The sequence below is a fragment of the Gallibacterium genomosp. 2 genome (assembly GCF_000771895.1).
Taxonomy (GTDB): Bacteria; Pseudomonadota; Gammaproteobacteria; order Enterobacterales; family Pasteurellaceae; genus Gallibacterium.
Genome location: NZ_JPXY01000032.1, coordinates 44,242 through 57,745, shown reverse-complemented (window position 1 = coordinate 57,745; position 13,504 = coordinate 44,242). Strand labels below are relative to the sequence as shown.

Sequence of the window (13,504 nt, the reverse complement as noted above, 5' to 3'; positions counted from 1 at the left end):
TTTGTCCTATATGCCATTTTGGAAAAAAATACGAGTATAAGCGACAAGATGTTGCTGTTCCGATAGCCAGAGATGAAATGCGCATAGATCAATTTCATCCACTTCCTGATATGAACATTGTTGTTCAACGACAAAAACTGCCGTACGAGCCTGATAAATCTGAAAAAGCTCTCGTGTAGTCAATTGATTAAATGTTCTAACTTGTTGTTGCATAATGTTTTTACAAAAGTGGGCTGAAAAAGAAAAATAACCGCTCAAAAAAGCGTTGCCACAAAGGGCGCTGTTGCCATTGTTGATAATCGATGGTTTCAGTTTGCTGATAATAGTTGTGGTGTAGCTGCAAAATTTCTTTGGCAAAATCGCGATCTTCTACAATCATCATTACTTCAAAATTAAGCATAAAACTGCGAATATCCATATTAACGCTACCGACTAATGCTAATCGTTGATCAATCAAAATACTTTTAGTGTGTAATAATCCGCCTTTAAATCGATGAATTTTTACTCCAGCAGCTAATAAATTATCGAAAAGTGCGCGACTTGCCCATTGCACCATAGTTGAGTCATTCTTTTTCGGCAAAATAATATTCACTTCTACGCCACGTTGCGCTGCGATTTTTAAAGCATCCTCAATGCTTTGGTTTGGCACGAAGTAAGGTGAGGTGATTGTGATTGATTTTCTAGCAGAAAATATGGCTACTGAAAGTGTTTGCGACATTAAATCATCTGGGAAGCCGGGGCCTGTGGCAACAATTTGTACAGCGTGCGAATTGTCATTTTCAATCGGCAATAATGGGCAAAGTGCAAAAGCAAAAGGCTGCTGTTGCTCAGTTTCGATTTCCCAATCCCATGCGTGTAGATGATTAAGAATAGAGGAAACCGGCCCGTCAATTCTAACCATAATATCAATCCATTGCCCAACGTTAGCATCCTGTTTAAATTCACTTGGGTCAACCATATTCATACTGCCGGTATAGGCAATTTGATTATCGATCACTACAATTTTGCGATGTTGACGAAGATCAATACGCTCTAAAAACATTCGTAATGGATTAGCGTGTAATGCTTCTAAAAATTCGATTCCTTGGTCGCGTAATTGTTGGCAATGCTTACTCAAGAGAAAATCTCGACTACCTACAGAATCAAGTAGAATATGAATTTGCACACCACGTTGCTTAGCTTTTAATAATGCTTGTTCAACTTGAGTGATAAGCCCTCCACTTTGCCAAATATAAAAAGTCATATTGATAGAAAAATTAGCCTGCTCAATATCTTTAATAATACTTTGAATAATGGATTGTGGTGTTTGCAAAATATGTAGATCATTGCCAATAATACAAGGAATGTTTTGACGACGTTGACAAAGATCAAACAGTGATTTGTATCGTAATGCCTCTTTATTTTCGACAAGATTTTTATAATCTTTATATTGATTAAACCAAGCGACATATTTAGGTCTTAATTGGTGGAAAAGCTTAGCGCGATGCGAACCTAACTTGATTTCCCCAAAAATAAAGTAAGCAATGATGCCAACAATTGGCACGATATAAACAATTAATAACCACGATAAGGTAACCGACATTGCCTGCTGTTTGAATAACAGACGTAAAGTGATAGAAACTTGACAAATCCAGATAGTGATAGGAATAGTATATTGTAAAATAGTAATAATATCAGTGGTAATAATCATAACATCATCAATAACCTAATTAAGGAAACGTTATTTTAACAAAGAAAATCGACATCGCGATTTAATTTATGCGATGTCGATTGAATTAGATAATTTTGTCTGTTTTTTCAATAAACCACGCTGCGATAGCCATTACTAATACTAAACCGCAAAGAACCCAGATTTGTGGTAACCAGCTATGCCAAATACCATAGCTGTAACCGAATAATACCGGCCCACAGGCAGCTAAGAGATATCCTCCGGATTGAACAACCCCTGATAATCTAGCCGTATTGGTTGGTGAGGTAGTTTTTACAGATAGCATTGTTAAAAGATAAGGGAATAATGCACCACCTGCTAATCCGGTAAAAATATTGACAAATAGCCAATAGGTAATGCTTTGGTAATTTAATAACATCATCATTACGCCAAGTAAAGCGATTAACATAAAAAGTATAATAACGATTTGGCGTTTTTGGCTTGACCAACGGATAAAAGCAGTGGGTAAAAACAGCATTAATGGAATTGTTACCAACATAAAAACACCAAGCAAATAGCCGGTTGTGTTGGCAGACAGACCGGCCTGTTGCCCCATTGTCGGTAACCACGCCAACGTAGTATAGAAATAAAGCGATTGTAAGCCACCGAAAATCACGAAACACCATACATATTTATTTTTCCATAGCGTCGGATTATTTTGGTTTTTATTGTGCATGTCTAAATAATGGTTATGTTTGATATTAGGCAACCAAACCAACAATGCAATCAGCAAAATAGCAGAAAGTAGCAGAATCATAGTTTGCCAACTGTAAGCTGTAGTAATTGGCATTGCTAATGATGAGCCGATGATAGTGGCAAAGGTCATTGATAGAGAATAGAGTGAAGTGAGTTTGCCTAAGCGGTTTGGTTGATTCGCCATAATAGTGCTTGGTAACAGTACATTGAGTACTGCAATGCTGATACCGATTAGTACGGTGCCAGTAAAGAGCAGTGATAAAGAGAAAATTCTTAATGTAGAGCCAATTAACATTAAAACCAACGCCATTGCAAATAGTTTTTCTAAACCGAAGCGTTGACCGAGTTTTGCCGCAAAAGGCGAAACTAAAGCAAACATAATAAGTGGTAAGGTTGTTAGTATACCAAGTTGACTGATTGGAATAGAAAATTCAGTAGCAATTTCATGCAGAATAGGCGGAATAGCAGTAAATGGCATTCTTAGCACTACGCCAATCATCATAATGCCTAAAATTAAAAAAGTGGTATTTCTTTGTTTCATTTTTAATAAATTAGGAAATAGATTTTAAATCAAAAAGTAGAAATAACACGCCCTCAAAAATGAGGGCGTTAATTAAAAAGTTTATTGTTATATCACTTATTCAGCTGCTTTTAATTGTTGATAATAGTTTTCGTAATATTGAATTGCATCACCAACATCGTCTTGCCAATAACTGTTTTTCAATACATCTGCTGGTGGGTAGATGCTTGGATCTTCAGTAATTTCTTTTGGCAATAATTCTTTTGCTTTCAAGTTGGTTGTTGGGTAACCAATTTCGGTTGCCAAACGAGCAGCAACTTTAGGACTTAATAAATAGTTAATTAATTTATGTGCAGCATCAGGATTTTTAGATGTTTTAGGAATAGCTAAAGTGTCTACCCATAAAACCGGTCCTTCTTTTGGATAAACGGCATTGATAGGTGCATTTTCTTTTTTCGCAATACGAATAGAACCGTTCCACAATTGACCTAATTCAACTTCACCAGCGATAAATGAGTTTGCTGGATTATCGGAATTAAATGCCAATACATTCGGGCGGAGTTTTAATAACTCTTCGTATGCTTTTTTAATAATGGCTGGATCTTTAGTGTTTGGATCTTCACCAAGTTTTAATAAAGCGATGTTGAAGACTTCACGGGCATCATCCAATAACTGTACTTTACCTTTATATTCCGGTTTCCAAAGATCCGCCCAAGAGGTGAATTGTTCCGCTTTGTAGGTGTCAGTATTGAAAGCAATTTCAGGCGCGCCTAACAATTGAGGAAGAGAATATTTATTACCTGGATCATATGGTTTATCCAACATATTTGGATCAAGGTCTTTAATCACAGGTAATTTACTGTGATCTAAAGGTTGTAACATCCCTTCTTTTGCCATTTTGGATACAAAGTAATTTGATGGCGCAATGACATCATAAGTTGCACTATCACCCAAAGTTTTTAACTTAGCGTACATTGTTTCATTGGATTCAAGACTGGAAACATTAACTTTAATGCCAGTTTCTTTAGTAAAGTCATCCAACAAACCGTCAGGTACGTATTCTGTCCAAGTATAAAGGTAAACGGTGTCCGCATCAGCGTGAACAGCCGTATTGATACCAAGAGCAAGTGCGCTAATACCTAATAAAGTAGTGATTTTTTTCACAAAATTCTCCATTACAGTAGTGAGTTAATGCCATAGCTCGACCAATGCCAAGCGACTAAAAAATCTTACGATTTTTATTGGTACTTGAACAATGTGTAAATGTTTCAACTCATCAAACAGTGCATTAAATGGAACTCATTTGATGCACTATTCTGACTTCGAAGTGAGATTCACTTCTAGTGAAGCATTCTACCCGAAAGGGTGAAGAAGAGTTTCAATGAAACCACATTTAGACAAGGTAAGCTATTCTATAAAGTGTGGGCAAATAAGGCAACAACTAATACGGATAAATATAAATTAGTTATAGGGCAACCTTCATATGTTGCCCATCAAAAAAATGTTAGTCATCATGCCACTAGGTAATAATATTAACGTGCTTCTTTTTCTGCGGTTTTGAAAATATTATCTTTAATCACATTTTTAACTTCAGTAATTAATAACTTATGAATGGTATGTAATCTTGGTTTCTCTTTTGCAGTGAAAGGAACGGGGCGACAAAATTCCATCGTTTTAATGCCTAATCGTGCTGTAAGCAGACCGACACCAATACCTTGCGCGACACGTGCTGACAGCTTTGCAGTAAGATCTTGCGAAAGCCAATCCATTCCAATATCACGAATAACATCGGTTGCGCCGGCGAAAGCAATATTGAACAACACCATTCTGATTAAACGGATACGACTGAAATAACCCAATTTAACCCCATATAATGCTGCCAATTTGTTGATTAAACGTAGATGACGCCAAGCAACAAAAGCCATATCTACCAGTGCTAATGGACTAATTGCCACAATCATTGTTGCTTCAAGGGCTTGTTTATTAACAATTTTTTGCGCTTGCTGATCGAGTGGATGCAGAAATTCTTCACTGAAGAGTTTGAGCAATTCTGATGCGTTATAGCCTTGATTTGCATATTGCTGCCACTGTTGATATTGCGGTTGTTGTGGTGATATTTGCATATAGTTTAGTAATTGCTTCGTCAGCTTAGTACTATCTTCTGTGTTGCTGATCGGCGAATTAAGCTGCAAGTGTTGACTCTGTTGTTGTAATATTGCCAGCTTTTTGAGTTGTCGTAATTGACGAAATTCTTTGACTACGGCACTGACACCAAAGACAACAATGGCAGCAAAAACGAGTGCAAATGCGAAATTAATCCATTGGTGCTGCTGCCAAGCATCGACCAACCACTGAATTGCCTGCGCAATGGTTGCTGCGCCAAACAGGGCAACAGTGCCAATTAATCCTTTTTGCCACCAAGAAAGCGGACGCTGAATGGCTTGTTGTAATTGTTGCTCCATTTCACCCTCTTCCTGATATGCGCTTTGATCGAGTTCAACTTGGGTAGGGTGAAATTCTCGTTTTGTTTTTAGCTTTTTCGGCTGCGGTTCGCTGTCTTGGGGTTGAAATAGGTGTTTATTGTTCATTATGTTAATTTGTCTCCTAATAAATATTCTAAAACTGAATCAAGTCGTAAGTGTGGTAATGGCTCGCCTTCAAGCGCCGTTTGCGGTTCAAACTGATCAAATTCAAAAGCGGAATTTTTCCAGAAATCGGCAGTTGGTAGCCGTTGTGGCACTGATCCGGGAAAGAGTGTTACCGATTTTTTATCTATACTTCTAACGCCTTGAATGGCTTTAAATTGCTGTCCCTGTTCTTCGACAATCACTTGTTGTGTGGCACGAATCGCCGCAAATGCGGTGAAATCAATATCAATATGTGAAAATTGTAGATGCTCACCTTCTGACTGAACTAATTGTCGTAACAGACTGATCAAATTGGGAATTTGATCGGTTGTAATATGATCCGCTTTAGTTGCGGCAAACAACAATTTGTCGATTTTTGGCGAAAACAGACGGCTGAAAAAATTGCGTTGCCCGTAATGAAAACTTTGGAATAAAGCCCGTAATGCCATTTGCATATCAATAAACGCTTGATGGCTATGATTAAGCGCTGTTAGACAATCAGCCAGAATAATTTGACGATCAAAACGTGAAAAATGCTGTTGATAAAAGGCTTTAACGATTTGATCACGATAGTAGTAATAACGTTGTTGCAACACGGAAAAATAACTCTGTTTATTGCTATTTTTTTGTAGCTGTTGCCATTGTTGTTCGGAAAGATGAACTAATGGAAAAAATTGCAAAGCGATAGCTCCCTCCGCTTCTCCCGGAAGAATAAATCGACCCGGTTGAATAAAGTAGAAACCGGCAGATTTACATTGATGCAGATAGTCGGTGTAATCTTTGGCAAGTTGAGCTAAAAAGTGTTCATCTGCGACTTGTGTAAGATCGAGCTTTTGCAATTTTTCCAACCAAGGCTGAGCCAGTTGTTTTCGTTCTCCTTGCAACAGTTGGTGCATAGCTTGCGACCAATGTTGAAAATCTTGTGATAATAAAGGTAAATCAAGCAGCCATTCTCCGGGATAGTCAAAAATGTCCAGATACAATACGCCATTTGTTTTAATATGACGTAATAAACTTCGGCTATGTTGGTAATGAATTTCTAATCTGGTTTCACTTAATCCACGAGTTGATTGAGGCCATTGTGGTGGTGATTTTTGCAGTGATAGCAAATTATCTTCATATTCAAAACGGGGAAGCTCCCAATTTTTTTGAGTTAGGCGCTTAACACCTAAAATGCGGTGATGACGAGCAGCATTGAATAATGGCAATTGAGGGTGTTCTACCGTATTTAATGATAATAGTTGATTGATAAATCCGGTGATAAATGTAGTTTTCCCACTTTGGCTTAAGCCGGTTACCGCCAGACGTAAAGTTTGATCCAAGCTGCGTTCAATCAAATTATCTAGTTCGTTTTGTAACGTTTTTAGCATAATAGACTTAAATTTATTTAATTGTTGTTAGTGTAGCTGATTTTTTAGAAGTGAAAAAAGTATTTGTTGTGATATATAACGATGAATTGCGTTTTATCAAGAGAACGATTTTTAAGAAAGATTAAAGAAAAATACGTTTTAACATAATGTTAAAACGTATTTTCAAAAGGAGGTTTTTTTAATCAGATTAGCGATTTTCACCAAGTGGGACTTCTGCATCCGGTTCGTGAGTGATACGGTTACGTAAATCACGGCGGATAATTTCAATAGTCCAGAACCAGAAGATATGACCGACAAATTCTGAAACGTGTTCGTAGAATGGCCATTCTGCTACCGGTGGCGTTAAACCAAGCAAAGGGAAAGTAATATAGTGAACACAGATATCACAGATAATACCAGCCAATACACCTTGCCATAATTTGACTTTAGGGAAGCGTTCCGCAACTACACAATAAGCGATAGCAAAAACGAGAGAGAATATAATGTGAGTTACACCAATCCAGTTAAATGCTTGATCTGCAAAGGTAAATGCTGGTGCAGTCGGATCGATACCTAAATAATCTCTTAAGAAGACGTGCGGTGGATTTAAGAAAGCACGTGAACAAACCTCAAGTGCTTGAGACGGATCTTGACACGCTGCCACGAAAAGATCTAACGGGCTACGAGGTGGGAAAGGATGTTCTGCTCCCCATTTTACAAATGCTGAAATAATACCGGCAATGATACCGACAAAAATCGCCACACCATAACGACGGCGACTCGGTTCTGTTTGTTGAAATAGATTAATCATAAAAATTTCCTAATTTTATCAATAAGATATAGTGTTTTTTACTATTAGCTTTCATTTTGTTGAAATGATAACTGACGAAATGATAAAACAAAAAATATTTTATACAATAAAAAAATAATCAATAGGAGTTATTTGGTTAAAAATTACACCAATTTTATTAAAGCTAAATCGGTTTAGTGATGATTTTTTATAAATTAAGGAATAAAATTTATTCTGTTTGGAGTATTTTAATTAAGATTATGATATTTTTTGTATCTAGAATTAAAAACAAAGTATTGATTAAGATCGTGATTTTGATGATTTAATAGACTATTAACGATAATATCCTTTTACAAAGGAGCAATCGCTAGTTAATATGCTGGTTTGCTGAATTTAGATGAGAATAGATTAGTAAGTAAGCTGGTTTTTCAATGGCTTTGATTAAATATATTACAATTTTTATCTGCTTTATCTTCGTACAGACGGCATTTTCGGCACCAAGAGTTCCAAAAGAGGTGTTGAATAATGGTTTAGTTTATTGTACACACGATTTACCTGTGTCGTTGAATCCACAAACGGCAGAGATTGGTAGTCATACCAATATTGTTGCTGATCAGATATATAATAAATTATTTGAACTGACGGGAAATGATAATCAGGTCGTACCTTCGTTGGCAACTTCGTATCACATCTCAGCGGACGGTAAACATATTTTGATTAATTTACGTCGAGGTGTGAAATTTCACAGTACAGGTTGGTTTACGCCAACAAGAGATTTTAATGCGGAAGATGTTGTTTTTTCTTTAAATCGTATTTTAGGGAAAAATGACGGTATTTTGCCTGTGAATGATGATTTTGATGAGGAAAACAGTAAAATTTCGCAATATCAGTTGTTCAATGAGAAAGCAAAAAATAAACATTTCCCCTATTTTGAAAGTATTAAATTAAGGAATAAAATTAATTCGGTTGTCGCTTTAAATCCTTATCAAGTTCAGATTAATCTGGTTTCTCCAGATGCTTCAGTGCTTTCCCATCTTTCCGGACCTAATGCCGTGATTTTGTCGTATGAATATGCTCTACAACTCAATGCTGATGATAATTTGGCACAATTGGATATTTTGCCTATCGGTACTGGGTCTTATCAATTAAAGAGTTATTTTCGCGATAAAAATATTCGCTTAGTAAGAAATGATAGTTATTGGGGAGAAAAAGCGAATATTAAAAATATTGTCATTGATGTTTCAACAACAAAAACAGGACGCTTGGCAAGGTTTTTAAATGGTGAATGTGATATTGTCGCATTTCCAGATGCAAGCCAGCTCAAATTATTAAATGAACGTTTGCCTAGTGTGCAAATAAGTTCTTCCGATAGTATGAATTTATCTTTTTTAGCATTAAATATGAAGCGCCCAATTATGCAAAATATTGATGTAAGACGAGGGATAGCTTATGCAATTAATCGACCTCGGATTATTAAACATATTTTTTATGATACGGCTAAAATTGCACAAAGTATTATTCCGCAAATTTCGTGGGCTTCGCGTTTTAATGCGACTTCATTTGAATATAGTTATGATCCAATAAAGGCAAAATCATTATTATCTGATAAATTACTTAATCTCTCTCTTTGGGTAATTAATGAAGAGCAAGTTTATGATCCTAATCCAATCAAATTAGCAGAAATGATAAAATATGATTTGGAACAATTAGGTATAAAATTGAATGTAAAAGTAGTGTCTTATAATTTTCTTAAACAGAGTGTAGAGGATGGTACGGATAATTATGATATGATTTTAACAGGTTGGATTACAAATAATTTAGATCCGGATAGTTTCCTAAGACCAATATTAAGTTGTCCATCACAAAATACTATCTCTAATTTAAGTAATTGGTGTCATCCACCACTTGATGCATTATTAATTAGAGCATTGCAAACTAATGTACAGTTATTAAGAGCATTGGACTATGATATGGCACAGCAATTAATTATTAGACAAGTGCCGATTATCCCGATTGCTACAGTAAATAATGTATTAGTTTCAAATAATCGGGTAATAGGATTAAATATGACGTCATTTGGAAATATTCATTTTTCATCATTGTCTTTAAATGAGGGGAAAAAATGATTATTGCTTTGATTAGACGACTATTACTGATTTTTATCTCTTTAGTGATTTTATCAATATTAGCATATACCATTATGTTGAAAGATCCTCTTAATCAAGTCTTATTTGAAGGTTCAACCCTTCAAGGATATTTGCAGTATATTGAAAAATTAGCAAATGCAGATTTTGGTATTACATATATCGGTGGTGAACTCTTAAGAGATCAAATTTTATCTGTTTTACCTTCAACTTTAGAATTATGTATTGCTGCGATGATTTTGGCTTTGTTATTTGGAATTCCATTAGGGTTTATAGGAGCATTAAGTAATCGTTCTGTTAGTAAATTCATACGAGGTTTTTCTTCAGTAGGGCTATCTATTCCAGTTTATTGGATTGGTTTAATTTTATTATATTTGGCAGCAATTTATAATTGGGAAATTTCATCAGTTGGTCAATATAATGCATTATATGAAATTAAACCGGTAACCGGTTTTGCGATTATTGATGTTTGGTTTGTGGAAGAACCGTATAAAATTAAAATTGTGCAAAGTGTATTGCAACATTTGGTATTGCCGACATTGGTTTTAATGATTATGCCGATGATGGAGATTATCCGATTAACACAGCATAGGGCGGAGCAGGTTATTTCGGCCAATTATACTAAGACTGCTTTAACTCGTGGTTGGTCAAAATTTAAGATTCTTCGTGTTTATTTATTACGTAACACATTAGCACCTATATTGCCTTATATTATTCGTACATTTACTTTGACACTAGCAGCTTGTATGTTGATTGAAAATATTTTTAATTGGTCTGGCATAGGTCAGTGGTTAATTGCTGCACTTTCTGAACAGGATTATAATGCGGTAGCAAGTGGGGTTATTGTAATTGGAATAGTGGTATTATTTATTAATTTATTAGCAGATTTAAGTGAATTTATTTTAGATCCGTTTAAGAAAAAGGCTTGGTATGATTGAGCAGAGGGTAGAAGATTTCCGGAATACGAAAGCAAAAAAAGCAATTTGGAAAATATTCAGTAAAGATCGTATTGCTTTATTCAGTTTATTCTGTTTTTCCGGATTGGTAGTTATTGCTATTTTAGTACCATTTTTATCACCATATTCTCCGGATCAACAATTTATAGGTAATGAATTAATGCCACCATTTTGGGATAAAAGTGGTAATTTAGTTTTTTTATTGGGAACTGATGATATCGGACGAGATTTATTTAGTCGTATTCTATGGGGAGTTCATTATACATTCGGTTCTGCATTGATTATTGTGTTAGCAATTTTAATAATTGGTGGTGGTCTAGGGTTAATCATTGGAATTAATCAAGGGGTAAAATCTAGAACATTAAAATATCTTGGTGATGTATTTTTATCCATTCCAATTTTATTGGTCGCTATTATTATTGCGGCATTAATTAATAGTGGGTTAACCAATGCAATGTTGGCTATTTTTTTAGCTTTATTACCTCATTTTATTCATCAAATAGATAATGCTGTACAACAGGAATTACAAAAAGATTATGTATTATTACTTCGTTTGGAAGGTATTTCAAAATATATTTTATTAAAAGAAACTATTTTACCTAATATTTTTCCGGTTTTTGTTAGAGAGACAGCTAGAATATTTATTCTAGCAATTATGGATGTGAGTGCATTAAGCTTTATTTCTTTGGGAGCATCATCAACAATGCCGGAATGGGGAGCGATGATAAGAGATTCGGTTGATTTATTATATATTGCGCCTTGGGCGGTTGTGTTACCAGGAACTGCGATAATGTTTTCTATTTTGGTCATTAACGTATTAAGTAACAGCTTATTACGATCCTTCTATAAATATTATTCATAGGAGGGAGAAAATAATGGCTTTATTGGATATTCGTAATTTATGTATTGATCTTAAAACAGCAAATGGAAAAATTCGCATTGTTGATAATGTGAACTTAACTATTAATGAAGAAGATATTTATGCATTAGTTGGGGAATCGGGTTCAGGGAAAAGTTTAATTGCTAAAGTAATTTGTAATGCTGTAAAAGATGATTGGATTATTAGTGCGGATCGGTTCCGTTTTAATGATATTGAATTATTAAAACTTTCACCGGCAAAGAGACGTAAACTGGTTGGCAGAGAAATTTCACTAATTTATCAAGATCCTTTGACTTATCTCGACCCAAGTAAAACCATTGGAGATCAGCTGATTCAATCTATTCCAAATTGGACTTTCAAAGGCAAATGGTGGCGTTGGTTTGGTTGGAAAAAGCGGCGTGTTGTGGAATTGTTGCATCGTGTTGGTATTCGTGATCATAAAGATATTATGCGGAGTTATCCTAACGAAATTACGGAAGGTGAAGGACAAAAAGTGATGATCGCAATGGCAATTGCTAATCAGCCCCGTTTATTGATTGCTGATGAAGCAACAACCGCACTAGGAACTAATACACAAAGTCAAATTTACCGTCTTTTATTAGCAATGAATCAAAATCACGGTACTACGATTTTATTTTTAAGCAGTGATTTAGTTTCTGTCAGCGAATGGTGTGAAACAATTAATGTTTTGTATTGTGGTCAATCAGTGGAAAGTGGACCGAAAGAGATTATTATGAACTCGCCATTTCATCCATATACAATGGCGTTAATGAATTCCAATCCGGATTATAATATTCCGTTGGCGCCTAAAACCCAGCTTAATGCATTACCGGGAATGGTACCTTTATTAACGAATATTCCGATTGGTTGTCGTTTAGGGCCACGATGCCCATTCTCTCAACGTAAATGTGTAATAAAACCACCGTTGCGGAGATTAAAACAACACGAATATGCTTGTTATTATCCGTTAAATATTCGTGTTCATTCTGAAACAAAAGAGAAAGTGGAGCCGATTACGATCCAAGCAACATTAACTGGAAAAGAAGAGTAATAAGATGGGTGAAGTAGTATTACGCATTGAGAATTTGACTAAAACCTTCCCGACTAGCGGCAAATCCTTGTTTAATCGAGCTTTTGATGCAGTTAGAGATATTTCATTTCAATTGGAACAAAAGCAAACATTAGCAATTATTGGCGAAAACAGTTCAGGTAAATCAACTTTGGCAAAAATGATTATGGGCATTACCGAGCCAAGCCGAGGTGAAATTTATTTTAAAAATAAATTGCTGAAATTTGGTGACTATTCATTTCGTTCTAAACACATCCGTATGTTATTCCAAGATCCGAACTCAACATTTAATACACATTTAAATGTGGGACAGACATTAGATTTACCGTTAAGATTAGCAACACCTCTTTCGGAACGCGAGCGGAATCGGAAAATTTTTCATACATTACGTTTAGTCGGGTTATCACCGAATCATACCAATATTCGTTTCAGTGATTTAACGATCAGTCAAAAACAACGGGTAGCACTGGCAAGAACAGTAATTTTAGAGCCGGAAGTTATTATTGTCGATGATGCACTTAATTTTCTTGACTCTTTAGTACGCGCTCAATTAATTAATTTATTACTGAAATTACAGGAACAATTAGGTATCGCTTATATTTATATTGGGCAAAATATTGGAATTATTAAACATATTTCTGATCAATTATTAGTGTTGCAGGATGGGCAAATCATTGAATATGGAGATACATTAGAAGTAATTTCTGATCCACAGACCGAATATACCAAACGATTATTGCAACAATAAAGGCGTGCTAATTTGAA

General features: G+C 35.4%; 11 protein-coding genes and 1 pseudogene. 5 read left to right on the top strand and 7 right to left on the bottom strand.

What is annotated here, in order from left to right; all coding sequences use genetic code 11:
- Positions 1–27 precede the first annotated feature (27 nt).
- The 7 genes and pseudogenes from P375_RS07240 to P375_RS07210 all read right to left on the bottom strand — a co-directional run.
- A pseudogene (locus P375_RS07240) lies at positions 28–213 on the bottom strand (GNAT family N-acetyltransferase); the annotation flags it as partial.
- 7 nt (positions 214–220) lie between these two features.
- Entirely contained in the window at positions 221–1,690 is a 1,470-nt protein-coding gene (gene cls, locus P375_RS07235; protein WP_039135786.1) for a cardiolipin synthase, read from the bottom strand.
- 85 nt (positions 1,691–1,775) lie between these two features.
- Positions 1,776–2,945, bottom strand: a complete 1,170-nt coding sequence (locus P375_RS07230; protein ID WP_039135785.1) for an MFS transporter — start codon at positions 2,943–2,945, stop codon at positions 1,776–1,778.
- 96 nt (positions 2,946–3,041) lie between these two features.
- The gene (locus P375_RS07225) at positions 3,042–4,088 is read right to left on the bottom strand and encodes an extracellular solute-binding protein (RefSeq protein ID WP_039135784.1); all 1,047 of its coding nucleotides are present in this window, start codon (positions 4,086–4,088) and stop codon (positions 3,042–3,044) included.
- Between the two features lie 368 nt (positions 4,089–4,456).
- A complete protein-coding gene (locus P375_RS07220) occupies positions 4,457–5,512 on the bottom strand; it encodes a YcjF family protein (RefSeq protein WP_039135783.1) in 1,056 nt (351 codons plus the stop codon).
- Entirely contained in the window at positions 5,512–6,921 is a 1,410-nt protein-coding gene (locus tag P375_RS07215) for a YcjX family protein (protein ID WP_039135782.1), read from the bottom strand. Before P375_RS07215 ends, P375_RS07220 begins: the two co-directional genes overlap by 1 nt.
- A gap of 187 nt (positions 6,922–7,108) precedes the next feature.
- Positions 7,109–7,711: a YagU family protein gene (locus P375_RS07210; RefSeq protein WP_039135781.1), complete on the bottom strand. Its 603-nt coding sequence runs from the start codon at positions 7,709–7,711 to the stop codon at positions 7,109–7,111.
- A gap of 410 nt (positions 7,712–8,121) precedes the next feature.
- Between P375_RS07210 and P375_RS07205 the strand changes: the two genes are divergently transcribed.
- From P375_RS07205 to P375_RS07185, 5 genes are read left to right on the top strand one after another with little or no spacing between them, the layout of a single operon-like run.
- The gene (locus P375_RS07205) at positions 8,122–9,816 is read left to right on the top strand and encodes an ABC transporter substrate-binding protein (RefSeq protein ID WP_039135780.1); all 1,695 of its coding nucleotides are present in this window, start codon (positions 8,122–8,124) and stop codon (positions 9,814–9,816) included.
- Positions 9,813–10,772: an ABC transporter permease gene (locus P375_RS07200; protein WP_039135779.1), complete on the top strand. Its 960-nt coding sequence runs from the start codon at positions 9,813–9,815 to the stop codon at positions 10,770–10,772. The genes P375_RS07205 and P375_RS07200 overlap by 4 nt, the downstream gene beginning before the upstream one ends.
- A complete protein-coding gene (locus tag P375_RS07195) occupies positions 10,765–11,652 on the top strand; it encodes an ABC transporter permease subunit (protein WP_039135778.1) in 888 nt (295 codons plus the stop codon). The genes P375_RS07200 and P375_RS07195 overlap by 8 nt, the downstream gene beginning before the upstream one ends.
- Positions 11,653–11,665: 13 nt before the next feature.
- Entirely contained in the window at positions 11,666–12,721 is a 1,056-nt protein-coding gene (locus tag P375_RS07190) for a peptide ABC transporter ATP-binding protein (RefSeq protein ID WP_039135777.1), read from the top strand.
- Between the two features lie 4 nt (positions 12,722–12,725).
- Positions 12,726–13,487: an ATP-binding cassette domain-containing protein gene (locus tag P375_RS07185; protein WP_039135776.1), complete on the top strand. Its 762-nt coding sequence runs from the start codon at positions 12,726–12,728 to the stop codon at positions 13,485–13,487.
- Positions 13,488–13,504: the final 17 nt, after the last annotated feature.